General features: G+C 68.6%; 17 protein-coding genes. 10 read left to right on the plus strand and 7 right to left on the minus strand.

The genetic code is table 11. The annotated features are described in order from the left end of the window. Together ACE3O8_RS07170 and ACE3O8_RS07175 are read left to right on the plus strand one after the other, a co-directional pair. A partial coding sequence (locus ACE3O8_RS07170) for an efflux RND transporter permease subunit (protein WP_374388238.1) occupies positions 1–2,380 on the plus strand: 2,380 nt, incomplete at its 5' end. A gap of 17 nt (positions 2,381–2,397) precedes the next feature. Then, positions 2,398–2,760 (plus strand): carboxymuconolactone decarboxylase family protein, encoded by a 363-nt coding sequence (locus ACE3O8_RS07175; RefSeq protein WP_374388240.1) that lies wholly within the window; start codon positions 2,398–2,400, stop codon positions 2,758–2,760. 7 nt (positions 2,761–2,767) lie between these two features. Here ACE3O8_RS07175 and ACE3O8_RS07180 read toward each other — a convergent pair whose 3' ends face one another. Next, positions 2,768–3,202, minus strand: a complete 435-nt coding sequence (locus ACE3O8_RS07180) for a GFA family protein (RefSeq protein WP_374388242.1) — start codon at positions 3,200–3,202, stop codon at positions 2,768–2,770. 113 nt (positions 3,203–3,315) lie between these two features. On the opposite strand from ACE3O8_RS07180, the gene ACE3O8_RS07185 reads away from it, so the two are divergent. Next, entirely contained in the window at positions 3,316–4,743 is a 1,428-nt protein-coding gene (locus tag ACE3O8_RS07185) for an aldehyde dehydrogenase family protein (RefSeq protein WP_374388244.1), read from the plus strand. Then, positions 4,740–5,939 (plus strand): acyl-CoA dehydrogenase family protein, encoded by a 1,200-nt coding sequence (locus tag ACE3O8_RS07190; protein ID WP_374388246.1) that lies wholly within the window; start codon positions 4,740–4,742, stop codon positions 5,937–5,939. The genes ACE3O8_RS07185 and ACE3O8_RS07190 overlap by 4 nt, the downstream gene beginning before the upstream one ends. Before the next feature lie 4 nt (positions 5,940–5,943). Here the strand turns inward: ACE3O8_RS07190 and ACE3O8_RS07195 are convergent, their stop codons facing one another. From ACE3O8_RS07195 to ACE3O8_RS07205, 3 genes are read right to left on the minus strand one after another with little or no spacing between them, the layout of a single operon-like run. After that, on the minus strand, positions 5,944–6,972 hold the full coding sequence (locus ACE3O8_RS07195; RefSeq protein WP_374388248.1) for an acyl-CoA dehydrogenase family protein: 1,029 nt from the start codon (positions 6,970–6,972) through the stop codon (positions 5,944–5,946). Further along, positions 6,969–8,150 (minus strand): aromatic ring-hydroxylating dioxygenase subunit alpha, encoded by a 1,182-nt coding sequence (locus ACE3O8_RS07200; RefSeq protein ID WP_374388249.1) that lies wholly within the window; start codon positions 8,148–8,150, stop codon positions 6,969–6,971. Before ACE3O8_RS07200 ends, ACE3O8_RS07195 begins: the two co-directional genes overlap by 4 nt. A gap of 33 nt (positions 8,151–8,183) precedes the next feature. After that, the gene (locus tag ACE3O8_RS07205; protein WP_374388251.1) at positions 8,184–9,062 is read right to left on the minus strand and encodes an alpha/beta fold hydrolase; all 879 of its coding nucleotides are present in this window, start codon (positions 9,060–9,062) and stop codon (positions 8,184–8,186) included. A 126-nt stretch (positions 9,063–9,188) separates the two neighbouring features. On the opposite strand from ACE3O8_RS07205, the gene ACE3O8_RS07210 reads away from it, so the two are divergent. After that, the gene (locus tag ACE3O8_RS07210) at positions 9,189–9,893 is read left to right on the plus strand and encodes a TetR/AcrR family transcriptional regulator (protein WP_374388253.1); all 705 of its coding nucleotides are present in this window, start codon (positions 9,189–9,191) and stop codon (positions 9,891–9,893) included. Between the two features lie 95 nt (positions 9,894–9,988). Here the strand turns inward: ACE3O8_RS07210 and ACE3O8_RS07215 are convergent, their stop codons facing one another. Next, positions 9,989–12,415: a TonB-dependent receptor gene (locus ACE3O8_RS07215; RefSeq protein ID WP_374388255.1), complete on the minus strand. Its 2,427-nt coding sequence runs from the start codon at positions 12,413–12,415 to the stop codon at positions 9,989–9,991. 123 nt (positions 12,416–12,538) lie between these two features. After that, entirely contained in the window at positions 12,539–14,170 is a 1,632-nt protein-coding gene (locus tag ACE3O8_RS07220) for a GMC family oxidoreductase (protein WP_374388257.1), read from the minus strand. Between the two features lie 229 nt (positions 14,171–14,399). Between ACE3O8_RS07220 and ACE3O8_RS07225 the strand changes: the two genes are divergently transcribed. Genes ACE3O8_RS07225 through ACE3O8_RS07240 form a run of 4 tightly spaced genes read left to right on the plus strand, consistent with a single transcriptional unit; the run spans position 14,400 to position 18,730 of the window. After that, the gene (locus ACE3O8_RS07225) at positions 14,400–15,899 is read left to right on the plus strand and encodes a class I adenylate-forming enzyme family protein (protein ID WP_374388259.1); all 1,500 of its coding nucleotides are present in this window, start codon (positions 14,400–14,402) and stop codon (positions 15,897–15,899) included. A 43-nt stretch (positions 15,900–15,942) separates the two neighbouring features. Further along, positions 15,943–17,166: a cytochrome P450 gene (locus ACE3O8_RS07230; protein ID WP_374388261.1), complete on the plus strand. Its 1,224-nt coding sequence runs from the start codon at positions 15,943–15,945 to the stop codon at positions 17,164–17,166. Positions 17,167–17,171: 5 nt separating this feature from the next. Next, positions 17,172–17,564 carry a Zn-ribbon domain-containing OB-fold protein gene (locus ACE3O8_RS07235; protein WP_374388263.1) on the plus strand — a complete coding sequence of 131 codons (393 nt, stop codon included), beginning with the start codon at positions 17,172–17,174 and terminating at the stop codon, positions 17,562–17,564. Further along, positions 17,561–18,730: a transporter gene (locus ACE3O8_RS07240; RefSeq protein ID WP_374388265.1), complete on the plus strand. Its 1,170-nt coding sequence runs from the start codon at positions 17,561–17,563 to the stop codon at positions 18,728–18,730. Before ACE3O8_RS07235 ends, ACE3O8_RS07240 begins: the two co-directional genes overlap by 4 nt. A gap of 6 nt (positions 18,731–18,736) precedes the next feature. Here the strand turns inward: ACE3O8_RS07240 and serB are convergent, their stop codons facing one another. Beyond that, the gene (gene serB / locus ACE3O8_RS07245) at positions 18,737–19,639 is read right to left on the minus strand and encodes a phosphoserine phosphatase SerB (protein WP_374388267.1); all 903 of its coding nucleotides are present in this window, start codon (positions 19,637–19,639) and stop codon (positions 18,737–18,739) included. Between serB and ACE3O8_RS07250 the strand changes: the two genes are divergently transcribed. Beyond that, the coding region (locus ACE3O8_RS07250; protein ID WP_374388269.1) for a tRNA (adenosine(37)-N6)-dimethylallyltransferase at positions 19,638–20,299 on the plus strand (662 nt) is incomplete at its 3' end. The two genes, serB and ACE3O8_RS07250, sit on opposite strands and share 2 nt — an antisense overlap.

Here is a 20,299-nt window from a genome sequence, read left to right on the forward strand (position 1 = left end):
CGACGGTGACGGCGCCTTCACGCTGGCCCCGGCCGTGTCCATCGCCATCGCCAAGCGCTCCGGTGCAAACGCAGTGACGGTGTCCGACGCGGCGGTTGCGCGGCTGGAGGGGCTGAAGGGCAGCCTGATCCCGGATGGCGTGCGCGCCGAAATCACCCGCAACTATGGCGAAACGGCGAACGAGAAGGCGAACGAGCTGATCTTCCACCTTGCGCTCGCCACGGTTTCCATCGTGCTGCTGGTGGGCTTCGCCGTCGGCTGGCGGGAAGCGGCGGTGACGGCGATCGTCATCCCCACCACCATCCTCCTCACCATGTTCGCCTCGAACCTGATGGGCTACACCATCAACCGCGTCAGCCTGTTCGCGCTGATCTTCTCCATCGGCATCCTGGTGGACGACGCCATCGTCATCATCGAGAACATCGCCCGCCACTGGGCGATGGCCGACGGCCGCTCGAAGATCGAGGCGGCGATCGACGGCGTGGCGGAAGTGGGCAATCCCACCATCGTCGCCACCCTCACCGTCGTCGCCGCGCTGCTGCCGATGCTGTTCGTCTCGGGCCTGATGGGGCCTTACATGGCGCCCATTCCGGTGAACGCGTCGGCCGCGATGATCTTCTCCTTCTTCGTCGCCGTCATCATCGCCCCCTGGCTGATGGTGCGGTTCGCGCGCATGGCGATCTTCGGGCAGGGCCATCATGCAGACGACGCCCATGGCGGCCGGCTGGGCCGCGCCTATGAAGCGGTGGCCCGGCGCGTGATCGCCACGCGCGGCACGGCGCGCGCCTTCCTTCTGGCGGTGGGCATCGCCACGCTTGTCGCGGGTTCGATGTTCTATTTCCGCGCCGTCACGGTGAAGCTGCTGCCGTTCGACAACAAGTCGGAACTGCAACTGGTGCTGGACATGCCCGCCGGCGCCACCCTGGAGGATACGCAGCGCACCCTGATCGCGCTGGCCGACGTGACGGCAGGCATGCCCGAAGTGACGGCGATGGACCTGAACGCCGGCACGGCCGCGCCGTTCAACTTCAACGGCCTTGTCCGCCATTATTTCCTGCGCCGCGATCCGAACCAGGGCGATGTGATGATCACGCTGCAGCACCGGTCCGACCGCGACCGGTCGAGCCATCAGGTCGCGCTGGATCTGCGGCAGGCGCTGAAGGCCGTGCCGCTGCCCGCAGGCGCGACGCTGGGGGTGGTGGAAACGCCGCCCGGCCCGCCGGTGATGGCGACGCTGCTGGCCGAAATCTACGGGCCCGACGAAGCCAGCCGCCGGGCGACCGCGATGCAGGTGGAAAAGCTGTTCCGGCAGGTGGATTTCATCGTGGACGTGCAGAACAGCTTCCGCACGCCCGCGCCTGAACTGCGGCTGGTGCCGGATCGCGCCGCGCTCGATCATCTGGGCCTCTCCGAACGCCAGTTGCTCGACAGCGTGGGCGCGGTGATGGGACGGCAGGTGGTCGGCTATGCGCCGCGCGGCGGCGGGCAGAGCCCGCTGCCCATCGAGGTGTCGCTGGATCAGTCCCAGCGGGTTTGGGGCGGGGCGCTTCAGGCGACGCCTGTCGCCGTCGCGGCGACACCCGCCGGCCCGCGCCTCGTCGAGCTGGGCGAGCTTGTCAGCGCCGGTCGCGGGCAGGGGCAGCACATGCTGTTCCGCCGCAACGGCCGCGCAGCCGACATGGTGCTGGCCGAACTGGCCGGCACGCAGGAAGCGCCGATCTACGGCATGATCGCCGTGCGCGACGCCATCGACGGGTTCGACTGGGAAAAGGCCGGTCTGGTGAAGCCGGTGATCCGCCTGAACGGCCAGCCCGAGGACGAGAGCGTGCCGACCCTGCTGTGGGACGGGGAGTGGGAGATCACCTGGGTGACCTTCCGCGACATGGGCGGTGCCTTCATGGTGGCGCTGCTGGGCATCTATGTGCTGGTCGTCGCCCAGTTCCGCAACTTCAAGGTGCCGCTGGTGATCCTGACGCCCATCCCGCTGACGCTGGTGGGGATCGTGATCGGCCACATGCTGTTCCGCGCGCCGTTCACGGCCACCTCGATGATCGGATTCATCGCGCTCGCCGGGATCATCGTGCGCAATTCCATCCTGCTGGTGGATTTCATCAACCATGCCCGCGCGCCGGGCAAACCCATGCGCGACGTGCTGCTGGAAGCCGGGCGCATCCGCTTCAAGCCGATCGTGCTGACGGCGCTGGCGGCGATGATCGGGGCGGCCACCATCCTGATGGACCCGATCTTCCAGGGGTTGGCCATCAGCCTGCTGTTCGGGCTTGCCTCGTCCACGCTGCTGACGGTGCTGGTGATCCCGGCCATCTATATCCTGCTGCGCGACGACGGCCTGCCCGAATCGCCCGCGGCCACGACAATCTGAACGAAGAGGAGAGGATGATGGCACAGGACTGGCCCGGACTGGTTCAGGACATGAACCCGCAGGTCGCCGCGCTGCGCGGCCTTCAGCCGGAAGTGATGAAGGCCTTCGGGCAGATGGCGCAGGCCGCCACCGCGACGAACGCGCTCGACACGCGCACGAAGGAGCTGGTCGCGCTGGGCATCTCGGTGGCGGTGCGCTGCGATCCCTGCATCGCCTATCATGCGAAGGCCGCCGTGAAGGCGGGTGCGACCGAAGCCGAAGTGGCCGAAACGCTGGGCCTCGCCGTGTATATGGGGGCCGGCCCCAGCGCCATGTATGCGGCCAAGGCCTTGGAAGCGGTGCGCCAGTTCGGCGTGGCGGGCGGCGACAAGCCCGCCTGAGCCGCGCTCAGCGGCCGCCGGGTGCCGGCGGCCCCTTCGGGAACGACGGCAGCGCAGCGGGTACTTCCACCCAGTCGATGCGCGAGCAGGTCCAGATGTGCATCTGCGGCGCAAACCCGTCCGGATGATCCAGCGTCCCGGCCTTCACCGCGAAAACGCCTGGGCTGGAGGCCGGAACGGACCGGATCGGCGATCCGCAGGTGCCGCAGAATTCGCGCGCCAGCGGCTGCCCGCTTTCAGTATCCGGGTCGTTCCACGACGCCGGCTGCCCCTGGACTGCCATGCTGTCCGCCAGCACCACAAGGTTCACCGAAAAGGTGGCCCCCGATTGCCTGCGGCACGAGGTGCAGTGGCAGGCGACCACCGCCAGCGGCGGCGTGGCAAGCGCATAGCGGACAGCCCCGCAATTGCATCCGCCGGTCAGCGGCAGGGTCTGCGACATCTGTTTCTCCCCTTGTCTGGCCCCCCCTGCAAGGCGAGGTTGCGCTGTTAATCTATAGTCATTAGATTGCATCGGGCAAGCGGCAGGTCATGCCGCGGTGGGAGGAAAACCGAATGAGCAGCGCGCCGCAAGGGCTTTCGATGACGATCGACGGGGCGCCCGCCCCGGCGGACCGGTGGATCGACGTGCGCAATCCCGCCACGGGCGAGGTGTTCGCGCAGGCACCCGCTGCGTCTGCAGCCGATCTCGATCGCGCCGTGGCGGCTGCGGGGCGCGCCTTCCCCGGCTGGGCGGCAACGCCCGTTGCCGAGCGCAAGGCGGCGCTGCAGCGCGCGTCCGGGATCATCAAGGCCCATGCGGATGAGCTGGCCGACCTGTTCGTGCAGGAACAGGGGCGCCCGCTGCCCGGCGCGAAGGCGGAAATCCTGGGCGCCGCGATGTGGATGGCGGCGACGACCCTGCTCGACATCCCCGTGGAGGTGACGGAGGACAGCGCGACCCGCCGGATCGAGGTGCATCATGTGCCGCTGGGGGTGGTGTGCGGCATCGTGCCGTGGAACTTCCCGGTGCTGCTGGCCGTTTGGAAGATCGCCCCGGCGCTGCTGGCGGGAAACACGCTGGTGCTGAAGCCGTCGCCCTTCACGCCGCTCACCACGCTGCGCATCGGCGAGCTGATCCACGGCTGCTTCCCGCCCGGCGTGTTCAACATCCTCTCTGGCGGCGACGAGCTCGGCCCGCTGATGACCGCGCACAAGGGCTTCGCGAAGATCAGCTTCACCGGCTCCACGGCGACCGGCCGGCGGGTGATGGAATCGGCTGCGAAGGATCTGAAGCGCATCACGCTGGAACTGGGCGGCAATGATGCCGCCATCGTGCTGCCGGACGTGGATGTGGACGCCGTCGCGGACCAGCTGTTCGAAGGCGCGTTCCACAACACGGCGCAGGTCTGCGTTGCCACCAAGCGCCTCTATATCCACGAGGATATCTACGATCGCCTGCGCGACAGGCTGCACCGGCTCGCGAAGGAAACCCCGGTGGGCGACGGCGCGCAGCAGGGCGTCCGCTATGGCCCGGTGCAGAACGAGCCCCAGTATCGCCGCGTCCGCGACCTGCTGGCGGATGCCCGCGCCGGCGGCCTGACGCTGCTGGAAGGCGGCCCGGTGCCGGATACGGGTTATTTCATTCCCCTCACCCTCGTGGACAATCCGCCCGAGGACAGCCGCGTCGTGGTGGAGGAGGCCTTCGGCCCCGTGCTGCCGCTGCTGAAATGGTCTGATCTCGACGACGTGATCGCGCGGGCGAACGACACCGAATATGGGCTGGCGGGCGCCGTCTGGTCGGCGGATGTGTCGAAGGCGCTGGAGGTGGCGCACCGGCTGGATACCGGCACGGTGTGGATCAACCAGAATCTGCAATCCACGCCCTTCACACCATTGGCAGGCGCAAAGCAGTCGGGTTTCGGGCAGGAAAACGGCCTTGCCGGGCTTATGGAATTCACCCGGCCCAAATCGATCTTCATTCCGAAGGACAGCGCCGCTTGAGCCTGAAACTCTCCCCCGCCGACGAGGCCTTCCGGCAGGAGGTGCGGGACTTCCTCGCCACCCACCTGACGGCCGATCTCCGCCTGTCGGGCGAGCGGATGACCAGCGTCTATGCCGACCACGAGGCCTCGATGGCCTGGCAGGCGATCCTGCACGCAAAGGGCTGGGCGGCGCCGGCCTGGCCCGTCGAGCATGGCGGGGCCGGCTGGTCCGTGGTGCAGCGGCACATCTTCGCGCGGGAACGGGCGGCCGCCGGCGCGCCGCCGCTCTCCCCCATGGGCATCGCCATGGCCGGGCCCGCCATCCTGCGGTTCGGCACGCCGGCCCAGAAGCAGTTCTTCCTGCCGCGAATCCTCTCTGGCGCGCATTTCTGGTGCCAGGGCTATTCGGAACCGCAGGCCGGCTCCGATCTGGCGGCGCTGCAGATGCGCGCCGAACGGGACGGCGATGATTTCATCTGCAACGGCTCCAAGATCTGGACCACGCACGCCAATGTCGCGAACTGGATGTTCTGCCTGGTGCGCACCACGCGCGGCCCGAAGCCGCAGCAGGGCATCAGCTTCCTGCTGATCGACATGACGACGCCGGGCATCGAAGTCCTCCCCATCGTGATGAACTCTGGCGAATGGATCCAGAACCAGGTTTTCTTTGATGATGTGCGCGTGCCCGTCGCGAATGTGCTGGGCGACATCGACGACGGCTGGACAGTCGCCAAATATCTCCTCCAGTTCGAACGCGGCGGCAGCGCCTATGCGCCCGATCTGCAGATCCGGCTGGATGCGCTGAAGCGCGTGGCGCCGGACATGCCCGAACTGGCGGCGAAGCTCGCCGATCTGGAGATCCGGCTGGAGGTGCTGGACGCCCTGGAATCCGAGATCCTGTCGGCCGTGTCGAACGGCCGGGAAATCGGCGCGGACGCGTCCATGATGAAGATCCTGGGCACCGAACTGCAGCAGCGGCTGACGGAACTGGCGCTGGAAGCCGCTGGGCCGCTGGCGCGCGCCTGGCAGCCGGCGGCGGGCCGGGCGGGCGGCCCGGTGCTCGACTATCCCGGCCCGATCGGCGACCACATCAGCGGGGAACCCTGGCAGGCCATCGCGCCGCTCCGGTATCTGAACGAACGGGCGGGCAGCATCTATGCCGGCACCAACGAGATCCAGCGCGACATCATCGCAAAGGCGGATCTCCGCCTCTGATCCTTCAGGCGGCGAGCTTCAGATAGCGCTGCCGGTGCTCGGCGGCGCTTCCCATCTGCCCCTCGATCACCGTCAGCCGGCGGAAGAAGCGCCCGGCGTCCAGTTCGCGGGTCATGCCCATCGCCCCGTGCAGCTGCACGGCGGCCTGCCCCACGAAGCGCCCCGCCTCGGCCGCAGTCGCCTTGGCGGCGCTCGCCAGCCGTCCGCGTTCGCGCCAGTGGCCGTCCAGCGCCTCGATCGCACGCTGCGCGATGGCGCCCGTCCGCCGCGCCTCGATCCGCATGTCCACCAGCCGGTGCCGCACCACCTGGAACCGGCCGATCGGCTGGCCGAACTGTTCGCGCGCCCGGCAATGCGCCAGTGTCTGCTCCACCAGCCCGCGCATCAGCCCGGCCGCTTCGGTCGCCAGGCAGGCCAGCGCGATATCCTCCGCGTCCTGCAGCGCCTCCGTCGCGTCGGCCAGAACCGGCGTGGCCTCGGCACCCAGGAACAACAGGTCGGCGGCCTCCCGGTCGTCGATCGTGGGATAGGCGCGCGCGGTGATCCCCGGCTGGTCGCGGCCGGCGATCAGCAGCGCGCTTCCGCCGCCCTCCGTGCGCGCGGCGACCAGAATGGCAGAAGCCGACGCGCCGTCCGGCACCAGCTTCGCCTCCCCGTCCAGCCGCCAGCCGCCGCCCGCAGGCGTGGCCGACACGGCGCCGCGAAGTGCCCGTTCCAGCCCGGCGACCGCCACGATCCCGCCTGCGGCGATCCCGCGCAGCAACGCGTCGCCCGCCCCGGTCCGCCGGCTCAGCAGCAGCGCGGGCGCGATGACGCAGCTTTCCAGGAAGGGTGCCGCCAGGCCATGTTCGCCCAGCGCCGCCAGAACGGGCGCCGCAGCCGCCACGGGCAGGCCCAGGCCGCCCAGCTCTTCCGGCACGCACAGGCCGGGAACACCTGCCGCCACCAGTGCGGGCCAGGCCTCGCCGGGGCCAACGCCCGCCAGCCGCTTCGCCAGCATCCCGGCGAGCGCGTCGTCCGCCGCGCCGGTCAAAGCAACGATTCCAGCGCCTCGTAATAGCGGATGATATTGCTCTCCAGCCCGCAATAGAGGGTCGTTTCCGGCACCCCGCACGACAGGCCCGCCTGCGTGATCTCGGCCGCCCGGAAATCCTCGCCGCCGAACACGCCGATGATCATCTCGAAGGATCGTTCGAACACCTCGGCCGCCTTCGGCGTCGTCGCCGGGCCGGGGGTCAGCATATAATAATGCACGGTCGTCCGGTCGACAGCGCGCGGCATCAGGATCATCAGGCTGGTGTAATATTGGCTCGTCACCAGCACAACATTGGGGAAGGCCGTGTAGGCGTGCGTCACCAGCTTGTGGATGTTGCCGTCGGGCTGCTCGTCCAGCATGGCGGGCACATAGCCGATCCGGCCGGACACCTGCCGGATGTTCACCCCGAACAGGTCCACGATGGTGGGGGCGTCCTGGAACAGGGTGCCGATCGACGCGGCATGCAGCCGCTGCACATGATAGCCTTCCAGGAAGGGCTCCAGCACAACCTTCCAGTTCGCCTTCAGCTCGAAGCTGCGCCGGCCATAGACATGGGCGTCCGGGATCCCCAGCGCGCCGAAATCATCGGCGACCTGCGGGGACAGGTTCGACCAGTCCGCCTCGCCGCCGTTCAGCTGGGCATAGAGGATGCCGCCCCACACCCGCGACGGCAGTTCCTTCAGCCCGCGCGCGGCCTTGTCCACCGCTTCGAACATGTCCGGGCGGGCGACGCCGATCAGCTTGCCGTCGATCCCGTAGGTCCAGGCATGATAGGGGCATACGATCCGCCCCTGCCGGTGAACGGCGCAATCCTCGACCAGCTTGGCGCCCTTGTGCTGGCAGGCGTTGATGAACACCCGATACTCGTCGTTGCGGGTGCGCGAAACCAGCAGCGGCTTGCCATAGGCCTCGATCGCCACAACGGACCCGGGCTCGGCCAGCAGCGCCGTGGGCGCGACCGGCACGGGAAAGCGCTGGAAGACGCGCGCCTGCTCCGCCTCGTAGCGGTCCGCGCCGGTGAAGATCGCATTGGGCCGCGTGGCAGACAGCGGCACCGTCACCGCGTCCTTCTCGGCCGGTATCTGCCGGATCGCGGCCTGCTGGCTCGCCGTCAGGTCCGAAAGCCGCGTGACCTTGCGTTCAGCAGGCCGAACCAGTTCCACAACGTCGTTCATCTCGCAAAAGCCTCCCCAGCATGCAGCGCATGCCTAGTTCGCGCTTAATCTAATGTCAATAGATTTAAGCGGCAGATGCCGCGCCAGAAAGTCGATCACGCCCTGGCCGAAGGCGTCGTTGCGATCCCCCGCAACCATGTGCCCCGCGCCGCCGATATCCACCACCTCCAGCCGGGGAATCTGCGCCCGGAAGGCCGCGACTCCGGCATCGCTCACCACGTCGCTGGAAAGCCCGCGCACCAGCAGCAGCGGCAGATGCGTCAGGTCCGCGACAACGGCGGCGGACTGGCGGACGACATCGTGGAAGCGGTCATGCCGCCCGGAAACCGTCAGCGGGTCCCAGTGCCAGTAAAGGCGGCCGTCCGCGCGGGTCCGCAGGTTGCGCATCAGCCCGCTGGGGTCCGACGGGCGCGGGCGCGACGGGTTGTAGGCCGCGACCGCATCGACGGCGTCCTCCAGCGTCGCGAAGCCGCCCGCATGGGCGCGCATGAAATTCACGATCCGCGCAATCCCGGCCGGCTCCGGATCGGGCACGATGTCCACCAGCACAACGGCGCGGGCGGCAAGGCCGGAGGCGACGGCATGCAGCGAGGTCGCCCCGCCCAGCGAGGCCCCCACCAGCGCGAAGCCCGCCGTGCAATCCCGAACGACTTCGGCAAGATCCGCCGCGCGGTCATCCAGATGATAGGCGCCTGTCGCAGACCAGCCGCTGTCGCCATGGCCGCGCGCATCGAAGTTCAGCACGCGATAGCCGCGATCCAGCAACAGCTGCATCGTGCCGGCCCAGCTGTGACGGGTCTGCCCCCCGCCGTGCAGCAGCACCACCGCAGGCGCGGCGCGGTCGCCGCCGTCGTCGCCAACCAGTTCGATCCCGTCCGCCGTCCGGTAACGGCGCGTGACGGCGCCCGTCATGCCGGAGTCTCCATCCTGCCCATCTGCCGATTCTCGCTCCAACGCATATCTAATAACAATAGATAAAATTGCCGGTTTCGCGCCGTCCGACTGGAAACGGGCGGATTGCCGGTCTAGCGTGCCGACATGAGCACGAGAGCAACCGCGGGCGACACCCCGAAACATGTGAGCGCGGAGGGCGCGCCCGCGCCCGCGAAGAAGCCCAGGGTGCCGCGCGCCGGCCGGCCTGCCTCGCCGCTCATCACCCGGCAGGCGGCTGCGGAAACAGCGCTGGCGCTTATCGACAGCGACGGCCTCGATTCCCTCAGCCTTCAGGCCGTGGCCCGCGCCATGGGGGTCAGCGCGCCATCGCTCTATCACCATTTCCGCGACAAGGAGGAACTGCTCACCCAGGTTGTCCGCCGGCTGCTGGAGGAGATCAACGCCGAGCAGGAAACCTGGTCCGACGACTGGGAAACCCGCACCATCGAGCTGAGCCTGGCGACCCGGCGCGTCGTGCTGCGGCACCCGAACGCCGCGACGCTGACGCTGCGCTTCTTTCCGCGAAAGCTGATGCTTCCGGCCTATGAGCGCACGCTGGTGGATTGCCCCTATCCGCCCGAAACCCATGCCGTGCTGCTGGAAGCGATCGAGAAGTTCACCTACGGCGCGTCGCTGTTCGCATCTGCGGCGGAATCCCACCACACCCCGGCCATGCCGCCCGTGGACGACGCCCATTTTCCGAACCTGTCGCGCGCGCTGCGGCTGGGGCCGCAGGATGACGAGATCATCTATGTGGAATCGCTGAAGGTGCTGCTGGCGGGGCTGCGGGCGCGATACGGCCGCCCGTAGGCGGCTGATCCTGACATGCCGCCCTTTGGCGGTCGATCCCATGTATGCCGCCCTTTGGCGGCTGTGCCGGGGGACACAGCCGCCGGGGAGGATCGTCAGAACTTCACGGCGAATTCCAGGAAGATCTCGCGCGGATTGTCCACGAACGAGGACATGTCCGCCACGGTTCCGCTGGTGGTGCCGGTGCCGGTGCCGCCCATGAACGGGATGTCGTTGGCCGACGTGACGACCAGCCGGTTGGTCAGGTTGCGGCCGATCAGCGACAGGCTCCAGCGGTCGTCCGGCCCGTCCAGGCTGACGGCGGCATCGATCTTGGCATAGGCCTTCTGCCAGGCATCCGGGCGCAGCGCGTCGGTGAAGGCATAGCTCGACGTATAGCTGACATCGCCCGACATGCGCAGGCCAAGGCCGTTGTCGCTCAGCGGAATCCGGAAGTCCGCGCCCGCCCGCCCGGCGAACCGGGGGGCCTTCGGCGGCGTGCGGCCGGCATAATCCTGCCCGTTGAACACGCCGTTCGCGGGCAGCTGGTCGCAGCCCAGCGCGATGGTCTGGCCCGGATAGCATTGGCCGACGAAGTTGCGATACTCGGCGTCGTTGAAGGCGGCCGCGCCGCGCAGGCTCAACCCGTCCACGCCGGGCACGCGCCAGTTGACGTCGGCTTCCAGGCCCATCGTGCGCAGTTCGCCGGCGTTCCCCGCCGTCAGCGAGACGGTGGTGGGATCGAAGAACTGCACCTGCAGATCGGAATAGAGGTAGTAATAGGCCGTCAGGCTGAAGCTGAGCGCGCGATCGAACTGCAGGGTGCGCAGGCCGATTTCGCCGCCTTCCGCCGTTTCGGATTCATACTGGCCGCCCGCCACGGTAGAGGCCGGGTTCAGCACCTGCGAGATATTGTATCCGCCCGCCTTGAAGCCCTGCTTGTACGAGGCATAGATCGTGGTGTCCTCCTGCGGCTTCCAGCGCAGCGTCACCTGCGGCGACAGATTGTCGTCGCTATAGCGGTCCCTCAGCTCCAGCCCGCCGGGGAAGGCGGCCGAAAAGGCGATGTGGCCCGGAAGGGACCGCTGATAGCTGCTGCGGCCTTCCATGCTGTAGCGCGCCCCGGCCGACAGCTCGAGCGCATCGGTGATGTCGTAGGTGCCTTCGAAGAAGAAGGACATGGAATCCGTGTTGAAGCCATTGTCGCGCTTGAAGGTGACGAAGGTGTTGTTGATCGGATCCAGCGGCAGCGGCACGATATAGGCGTCGGTGTTGAACACGAACTTGCCATGCGCATAGAAGGCGCCCAGCAGCATGTTGAACGGCCCGCTGAACTTCGACTGGAAGCGCAGCTCCTCGGAAAACTGCGTGAAGTCCGCCTTCTGCGAGAAGCTCGCCGGATAGGCCTCGCCCGACACATTGTTCAGGTCATATTGCCGGAAATGATAATAGCCGGTGATCGACGAGACATCGAACATGTCGCTGTCGATGCCGGCGTTCAGGATCGCATATTGCGATTTGAAATCGCCATAGAGGCGGCCGTCGCGGGCGTAGCGATAGTTGGTTTCCGCGACCTGGATGGGCAGAGCCGAACTGTCGGAGCGGCCGTTGACGAAGCAGTCGGCGTTGGGGCTGGGCGGGAACACCAGGCCCGGTCCTGCGGTTGCGCCCAGCGGCGTCGTCCGCCCGCCGCCGCAGATCCGCTCCACCAGGTCGGTCGGGCCGCCATCCTCGACGCTGGTCATCCCCGCCTTCAGCTGCAGGCTGAAGTTCGAGGTGACGTCCCAGTCCACCGTCCCGCGCAGGCCATAGCTCTGGGAAAAGCCGCGCTTGTTCGAGTTGCGGGTGCGGTACTGGCCGGGGATATAGTTGGTGTAGGTTTCGGCCGCCGTGTTCGTGAAGGCGCCTTCGCTGTCCGAGAAGCGGCCCGCCAGCCGGGCGCGCAGCGTGTCCGTCAGCGGGCCTGAGATGAAGGCCTCGACATATTTTTCCTCGGCCTTGAAGCCATAGCCGGCCTTCACGCCGGCCTCGAACTCGTCGGTCGGGTTGTTGCTGGAAACGCTGATCAGGCCGCCCGTCGTGTTCTTGCCGAAGAACAGCGCCTGCGGGCCCTTCAGCACTTCCACGCGCTGGATGTCGAACTGCGGCAGGGCGATCTCGCGGCCGCGGCTCATCGGCAGGCCGTCGATCACGAACGAAACGGACTGGTCGAACCCGGCCGACAGCGCCGTGGAGCCGACCCCGCGCAGGAAGATGCTGGCCGATGAGCCAGAGGCCGCCTTGCCCGCGATCAGCGAGGGCACCATCGTGGCAATATCGGTCACCCGCGTCGCCTGATAGCGCGACAGCGTCTCGCCGCCGACGGCGGTGATCGCCACCGGGGCGTCCACCAGCCGCTCGTCGCGCCGGCGGGCCGTCACGATGATCTCCTCGGAGCCGCCGGCCGCCTCGACGGCCTCCGCCATGTCGGCCGCCATCGCGGTTCCGGGCCAGCCCAGCGCGGTGCCGAGCATCAGTGCAGCCAAAGTCGTGCGATTCGTCATCTGCTTTTCCTCCCCGGCGAACCCGGCGGCATTTTTGCCGTCCTTCGGGTCAGCGTTCTTCCTCGCGAGCAATGTCCACAGCAGTAAATCTAATGTCAATAGATAAAGCGTTCCGCCTGCCGCTCAGGCCTGCGCCATGCCGGTTCGCCGGTCCGCCAGAATCAGGTCCGCGGCCCGCCAGGCCATCGCCATCGTCGGCCCCTGCGTGTTGCCGGCGGGAATCACCGGCATGATGGAGGTGTCCATCACCCGCAGGCCCTCCACGCCCCGCACCCGCAGGCGCGGATCGACGACGGAGGCAGCGTCCTTCCCCATCCGGCACGACCCGACCGCGTGATAACCGCAGGTGCCCAGCCGGTCGTAGGCGTCCAGGATCTCGGCGTCGGTGCGGACGGCTTCGCCCGGCAGCGTTTCCTCGCCCACCAGCTCTGCCAGCGGGGGCTGGCGCACATAGTCCCGCACCACGCGCACGGCGCCGATCATCGCCTGCTGGTCCGCCTCGTTCGCCCGGTAATTGGGCTCGAAGCTGGCGGGCGCATCGGGATCACGGCTTTCGATATGGATGCGCCCGCGCGAGGTGGGGCGCAGCGGATAGACCACCACATGCATGCCGGGGAACCGCTCCACATCCTGCCGCTGCTTGTCGAAATCGAAGGAAAAGGGCGCCACCAGAACCTGCGCGTCCGGGCGGTTCAGGCCGGGCCGGGTGCGGAACCAGCCGCCGATCTCATAGGCCGCCGCCGCCATCGGCCCGCTGCGGTTCAGATAATAGCGCGCCGCAGACAGCAGCAGCCGCCAGCCGTGGAACATCCGGTTCTGCGACAGTTGCTGCGTCAGCTTCCACTGCAGGATCAGCCCGCGATGCTCGATCAGGCCCTCGCCCACCTCCGGGTTGTCATGCACCAGCGGAATGCCCAGCGCGGACAGGCGGGCGCCGTCTCCGATGCCGGATCGTTCCAGGATCGCGGGGCTGGCCATCGCGCCGCCGCACAGGATCACTTCCCTTGCACGGATATGCTCGCGCTGCCCGTTGCGCAGCATCTCGATGCCGGTCGCCCTCCTGCCGTCGAACGTCACCCGGTCCACCGTGCAACCCGTCAGCACTTTCAAATTGGGTCGCCGCTCCGCCGGGCGCAGGAAGGCGACCGCCGCGCTCTGCCGCCGGCCGTTGGCGATGGTGCGCGGCGTATGGCCGATCCCGTCGCCATTGTCGGGCGTGTTCACATCGTCCTTCAGCGGCCAGCCCATGGCGACGCCTGCGCCGATCATCGCGGCCGACAGCCGGTCGCGCAGGGTCGGCATGGTGATTTTCATCGGGCCGTCCGCGCCGCGCGTGGGTGCGGCGCCCAGTTCATGCCCTTCCAGCGCGGCATAGGCAGCGCCGATATGGGCCCAGTTCCAGTCCTCGCTGCTCAGTTCCGCGATGCCGTCGAAATCGGCCGGCTGGCCGCGCACATACATCATCCCGTTGATGGAGGTGGAGCCACCCAGCACCCGCCCGCGAACCCAGGTCTCCGTCTGCCCGGCGGTGCTCGCCTCCGGCTTGCCGGCATGCGCCCACAGGTGGCGCGGATCGGCCATCACCTTGGCAAGCCCCTTGGGCATGGCGATGAACGGATGCGTGTCGCGCGGGCCGGCCTCGATCAGGCAGACGGACACATCCGGGTCTTCGGACAGGCGATAGGCCAGCACGCAGCCCGCCGCGCCCGCGCCCACGATCACATAGTCATGGCTGGCCTGTGCAACGCCCGTCACGCGCTTCGCATCCTTCCCCGGAAGCGGCTCTCCCTGCCGCCTTATCTATGGACGATAGATAATCGCATTCCGCCCCCCTGCACAAGAGCCGCGATGCCCTGTCCGAAAAAATCTATTGCCATTAGGTAAAGCGCTGCATAGCATTTCATGGGAAGGATGCCGGCGCGGGCTGCGGTCCGCACGGAATCAGGATCGCAGGCCGGAAGCCGCGCGACGGGGAGAGGATGGCATGGCGCAGACATTGCCGGGCGCGATCGCCTGGTGGGCAAGGATGCGGGGCGCGCAGCCCGCCGTCGTGCTGGGCGGCGACATCCTCACCTATGCCGCCTGGAAAGACTGGTCTGACCGCGTCGCCGCCATGCTGCTGGCAGAAGGGCTTCAGCCCGGCGACCGGGTGGCGATCTGCGCCACCAACAGCCTCGCCTATGTCGCCCTCATCCTGGGGGTGATCCGCGCGGGCGGCATCGTCAGCCCCGTCAATTTCCGCTGCACCCCGCGCGAGATCGCGGAGCTGTGCGAATCGACGGAACCGGCCATCGCCTTCGCCGGCCCGGATCAGGCCGCGCACATGGCGGCGGCGGGCCTGTCGCCGCACCCGATGGCCGTGATCGACGCGCTGAGGGCGGGCGATCCCGCGCAGGTGGCGCATGATCCGCAGCCGGATGCCCCTGTCGTCATCATCGCCACCTCCGGTTCCACGGCGAAACCCAAGGGCGTCGTCTATACCAACCGCTCGATGACGGCCTATGCCGCCATCTGGGCGGTGGAGAGCGTGTCCTCCTCGCCCGGCGCGCGCGTCATCACGCTGGCGCCGCTCAACACCTCGGCCGGGTTCGTGCAGCTGCTGCACTATGCCACCCAGGGCTGCACGCTCTATATGGAGCCGCAGTTCGATCCGCTGCGCGCGCTGCGCCTGATCGAGGCAGAGCGGATCAGCTGCTTCGGCGCCGTGCCCGCCTTCTTCGAATTCATCGCCGCGCTGCCGGAGTTCCAGGCCGCCGATCTCTCCTCGCTCCGCCTGGCGACAGCCGGCGGCTCGCGCGTGTCGCGCCAGCTCCTGGAAACCTATGCCGCCAAGGGCGTCACGATCCGCCAGATCTATGGGCAGACGGAAATCGGCGGCAACGTCACCATGATGCCCGAACATCTGGCGCTCGAAAGCCCCGAGAAGTGCGGCTGGGGCACGGTGTTCTCCGACATCCGCGTCGTCCGCCCCGACGGCAGCGATTGCGACCCGCACGAACCCGGCGAGATCATCATGCGTTCTCCGGGGATGATGCAGGGCTATTGGCGCAACCCGGAAGAAACCGCGAAGGTGATCCGGAACGGCTGGCTGCATTCGGGCGACATCGGCACGCTGGATGAACAGGGCCTGCTCACCTTCGTGGATAGGATGAAGGACATCATCATCTCGGGCGGGCTCAACATTTCCGCCGCCGAGGTGGAGCGCGTGGCGAGCGAGTTTCCCGGCATCACCGAAGCGCTGGTGATCGCCGCGCCGGACGCGCGCTTCGGGGAAACCCCATTCCTCGTCTATCACGGCCCCGCCGAAGTCGATGTGGCTGACCTCATTCGCCACTGCGACATCAGCCTCTCCAACTACAAGGTGCCGCGCTACGTCGTCTGGTCGCCCGAGCCGCTGCCCCGGCTGGCGACCGGCAAGCTTTCCAAACCCGCAGTCCGCGAACGCTACGCCGGCGCACACGAGCGCCTGCCGCGCGTGCGATAGGATGCACAGGGCCAGACAGGATGCACAGGGAGATTCCACGCACATGACAGTTGCAGCCGCCGTTCCGCCCCATGTGCCGGGCCATCTGGTGTTCGATTTCGACATCTATGCCGATCCGCGCATCAACAGCGACGTGCAGGGCAGCTATGTGGCCGCCATCGCCGACGCGCCCGACATCTTCTGGACGCCGTCCAACGGCGGCCACTGGATGGTGAAGCGGATGGACGCCATCGCAGAGGTGGTGAGCGACCCTGAGCATTTCTCGGTGCGGGAAATGCAGATCCCGCGCGTTCCCAACCCGCCCTTCTTCATCCCCCTCAGCCTCGATCCGCCGGAAAACCTGCCCTATCGCCGGGCGATGGCGCCGATGTTCGGGCCGGTCGCGGTGAAGGCCCTGAACCCCCATATCCAGCACTGGGCCGACAGGATCGTGGACGCCGTCGTCGCGCGCGGCGAGGGCGACTTCATGGCCGATGTCGCCAAGCTCTATCCCGTCAGTGTGTTCATGGAACTGATGGGCATGGATCTCTCGCGGCTGCAGGAATTCCGCCACCTCGCCGAAAGCTTCTTCTCGTCCCAGAACGACGCGGCCGAACTCGAACGGCTGAGCGGCCAGATCCTCGGCATCCTGAAGCAGCTCGTCGATGCCAAACGCGCCGATCCGGACGACAAGCTGATGAGCCATTTCATCCAGGCCGACGTCTCGGAACGCGGCGGCGAGCCGCGCTTCATGGGCGAGGACGAGATCCTGGCGATGAGCTTCGTGCTGTTCCTGGGCGGCATGGACACCGTCACCAACGTCACCGGCTTCGCCTTCCAGCAGCTGGCGCAGATGCCCGGGCTTCAGGCGCGGCTCGCCGCCGATCCGGAAGGGCTGTCCCAGGCCTTCGCGGACGAGGCGGTGCGTGCCTTCGGCGTGATCAACACGCCGCGCCTTGTCGTGAAGGACAAGGATCTTCTCGGCGCGCCCTTCCGCGCGGGCGACATGGTGCTGAACCTGCTGCCCGTGGGCAGCCGCGACGACCGCAAGTTCGAGCAGCCGGACCTGCTCGACATCGATCGCCCGCGCGCCCAGCACATCACCTTCTCGACAGGCCCGCACCTGTGCGTCGGCCATGTGCTGGGCCGGGCGGAAATCCGCATCCTGACAGAGGCGTGGTTCCGCCGGGTGAAATCGTTCGAGCTGGTGCCCGGCGCCCCGCGCCATTTCCGCACCGGCACCGTGATGGCGCTGGACACCCTGCCCATCCGCTGGACGCGTAAGTGAACGGCATGGGGGGCGAAGACGAACCCTATTGGCAGGGCCTTGCCAGCGGCGTGCTGAGGCTGCCCCGCTGCGGCGGCTGCGCCCGCTGGACCTGGCCGGCCGCGCACCGCTGCGGCCAGTGCGGGTCCACCACGATGGACTGGCAGGATCTGCCGATGCGGGCCACCCTCTATTCCTGGACGCGCACCTGGCACCGCTTCGGCCTGACCGAGGGGCTGGACCTGCCCTTCACCAGCGTCGTCGCCGCCGTGGACGGCTGCGGCATCCGCCTTTACGGCCGCCTCGAAGATCCCGACCGGATCGACCCGCGCATCGGCGAGCCGCTGTCCGGCCGCATCGGCGAAACGCGCGTGTCGGATCGCGCCATTCCCACCATCATCTGGAGCCGTTCCGCGTGACCCATCCGCTCTACGGCACCACCGCCATCGCCGGCGTCGGCCTGCGCCAGTACCGGCGCGGGGCCTCGCCGCTGCCCGAACGCAGCACGCTGGTGGAGGCGATCCTGGCCGCCTGCGCCGAAGCCGGTTTCGATCCCGCCGGGATCGACGGCTTCGTCTCCTATGGCGACGACAAGAACGAACCCGTGCGCCTGATGCCTGCGCTCGGTATCCGGGAGCTGCGCTGGTCGGCCTCGGTCTGGGGGGGCGGCGGCGGCGGCATCGCCGGCGCGTTCGGGATCGCGGCCGCCGCGATCCTGTCGGGGCAGGCCAGCGCCGTCGTCATCTTCCGCGCGCTGGTGGAAGGCGGCAGCGGCCGCATGTCAGCGGCGGTGATGGCGCACCATCTGAACGATCACATGCTGGCCGCCGGCCTCGTCAGCCCGGCCCAGGTCTGCGCCATCCGCGCCAACCGCCTGTTCGAACATCATGGCGTCCCCCGCGAAATCGTGGAGGAACTGGTCCGCGCCTCCTATCACCACGGCAGCCGCAATCCCGAAGCCGTCGCCTATGGCCAGCCCTTCGATGCAGACATGCTGCGCCACTCCCGGCTGATCGCGGAACCCTTCCGCCTGTTCGATTGCAGCCGCGAGAATGACGGCGCCGGCGCCCTGCTGATGGTGTCCGCCGAGCGCGCGCGCGATCTTGCAAAGCCGCCCGTCTATCTCCTCGGCTGCGCGCAGGGCACCGAAGCGGGCTGGGGCGACCTTCTCGACAATGACGACGACGATCTCTACGCGACCGCCGGCTTCCGCCCCGTCGCCCGCAACCTCTATGCCGCCACCGGCCTGTCGCCCGCCGATATCGACGTGGTGCAGCTCTACGAGAATTTCGACGCGCAGGGTGTGATGTCGCTGATCGACCATGGCTTCTGCACGGCCGAATCCGCGGCAGACCTCATCCGCTTCGAAAATCTGATCGCGGATGGCGGCCGGCTGCCGGTGAACACCTCCGGCGGCAATCTCGCGCAGGGTTTCATCCATGGCATCGGCCTGGCGGTGGAAGCCGTCCGCCAGCTGCGCGGCGAAAGCGCGAATCCCGTGGCGGGCGCGCGCACCTGCCTGCTGGCGGGCGGCCCCGCCTCCCCCACGGTCAGCTCCGCGATCTTCGCCAACAGCCCCGGCTGAAGGCGGTCAGCCGGCCGCCCAGTCCGCCCGCGGAATGCCCTGCGCCCACAGCAGGGTGGTCAGGTCGCCCACCCGCACCGCGGCATCGGCGGCGGCTGCTGCCTTCGGCTTCGCATGATAGGCGATGCCCAGCCCGGCGGCCTCCAGCATGGGGATGTCATTGGCCCCGTCGCCCACGGCCAGCGTGGCGGCGCCCGCCAGCCCCAGCGCGTCGCGTTCGGCCAGCAGGGTGGCGCGCTTCACGGCGGAATCGACGATCGGCTTTTCCACCGTCCCCGCCAGCCGGCCGTCGCGGATGTGCAGCACATTCGCCACCTGCCGGTGAAAGCCGATGCGGTCCGCCACTTCGGCGGTGAAGGCAGTGAAGCCGCCGGAAATCAGCACGGTGCGCGCGCCGCCCGCCTTCATCGTGCCGATCAGCGTGCGCGCGCCGGGCATCAGCGTGATGCGCTCGTCCAGGCAGCGGCGGATGGCCTCCGCGCCCAGCCCGCCCAGCGCGGCCACCCGCGCGTCCAGCGCGGCTTCGAAATCCAGCTCGCCCTGCATGGCGCGCTCGGTGATGGCGGCGATCTCGGCCTTCAGTCCGGCGAAATCGGCCAGTTCGTCGATGCATTCCTGCCCGATCATGGTCGAATCCATGTCAGCCACCAGCAGCGCCTTGCGGCGCGGGCCGGCCGCCGGTTGCACCACCACGTCCAGATGGGGCAGGGCGGCTTCCAGCGCGGCGCGCGCGGCCGCCGCCGTCAGCCCGCGCAGGATCAGGTCGGTCGCGTGCGGCGGGTCCACCGCCACTTCGGCGCTCGGGATGCCGCCCGCGCGGGCGACGGCATCGCTTGCAGCCAGCACATCGGCCTGCGACAAGCCGGTTGGCGAAATCAGGGTGGCGATCAGGGCGTCGGGAACGGTCATGGAACGGGAAAAGCCTCCGCTGGCCGTCATTGCAGGGCCGACAGCCAGCGGCAAGTCCGCGCTCGCGCTGCGGATGGCCGCCACGGACAATGGCGTGATCATCAACGCCGATGCCAGCCAGGTCTATGCCGACCTGCCCATCCTGTCGGCGGCGCCCACGGCGGAGGAGCAGGCGCAGGCCCCCCACCGCCTGTTCGGCGTGATCGACGGGGCCGAAACCTGCACCGCCGCGCGCTGGGCGGCGCTCGCCCGCGCCGGGATCGCGGCCGCCCATGCCGCCGGGCAACTGCCCATCCTTGTCGGCGGCACCGGCCTTTACCTGCGCACCCTGCTGGACGGCATCGCCCCGGTGCCCGCCATTCCGGCCGAGGTGCGCGAAGCCATCCGGGCGCTGCCGCCCGCGCAGGTCCGCGCCGCGCTTCAGGCCGAAGATCCCGCCATGGCCGCGCGCCTCCACGCCAACGACAGCCAGCGCAACGCCCGCGCGCTGGAGGTGATCCGCGCCACCGGCCGTTCGCTTGCCGGCTGGCAGGCCGCGCCCCCCGAAGGCGGGCTGCTGCCGGATGTGGCGCTGCGCCCGCTGGTGGTGGAGGTGCCGCGCGAAATCCTCGTGGCGGGCGGCGTGGGGCGGGGGGGGGGGTGGTGGCGGGGGGGGGGGGG

Origin of the sequence: Sandaracinobacter sp. (assembly GCF_041909755.1) — a bacterium.
Taxonomy (GTDB): Bacteria; Pseudomonadota; Alphaproteobacteria; order Sphingomonadales; family Sphingomonadaceae; genus Sandaracinobacteroides.

Excerpts from the sequence above, each read along its gene's own strand:
- ACE3O8_RS07175 (WP_374388240.1), top strand. The coding sequence starts at position 2,398 with ATGGCACAGGACTGGCCCGGACTGGTTCAGGACATGAACCCGCAGGTC.
- ACE3O8_RS07180 (WP_374388242.1), bottom strand. The coding sequence starts at position 3,202 with ATGTCGCAGACCCTGCCGCTGACCGGCGGATGCAATTGCGGGGCTGTC.
- ACE3O8_RS07185 (WP_374388244.1), top strand. The coding sequence starts at position 3,316 with ATGAGCAGCGCGCCGCAAGGGCTTTCGATGACGATCGACGGGGCGCCC.
- ACE3O8_RS07200 (WP_374388249.1), bottom strand. The coding sequence starts at position 8,150 with ATGAACGACGTTGTGGAACTGGTTCGGCCTGCTGAACGCAAGGTCACG.
- ACE3O8_RS07205 (WP_374388251.1), bottom strand. The coding sequence starts at position 9,062 with ATGACGGGCGCCGTCACGCGCCGTTACCGGACGGCGGACGGGATCGAA.
- ACE3O8_RS07210 (WP_374388253.1), top strand. The coding sequence starts at position 9,189 with ATGAGCACGAGAGCAACCGCGGGCGACACCCCGAAACATGTGAGCGCG.
- ACE3O8_RS07215 (WP_374388255.1), bottom strand. The coding sequence starts at position 12,415 with ATGACGAATCGCACGACTTTGGCTGCACTGATGCTCGGCACCGCGCTG.
- ACE3O8_RS07225 (WP_374388259.1), top strand. The coding sequence starts at position 14,400 with ATGGCGCAGACATTGCCGGGCGCGATCGCCTGGTGGGCAAGGATGCGG.
- ACE3O8_RS07230 (WP_374388261.1), top strand. The coding sequence starts at position 15,943 with ATGACAGTTGCAGCCGCCGTTCCGCCCCATGTGCCGGGCCATCTGGTG.
- ACE3O8_RS07235 (WP_374388263.1), top strand. The coding sequence starts at position 17,172 with ATGGGGGGCGAAGACGAACCCTATTGGCAGGGCCTTGCCAGCGGCGTG.
- serB (WP_374388267.1), bottom strand. The coding sequence starts at position 19,639 with ATGACCGTTCCCGACGCCCTGATCGCCACCCTGATTTCGCCAACCGGC.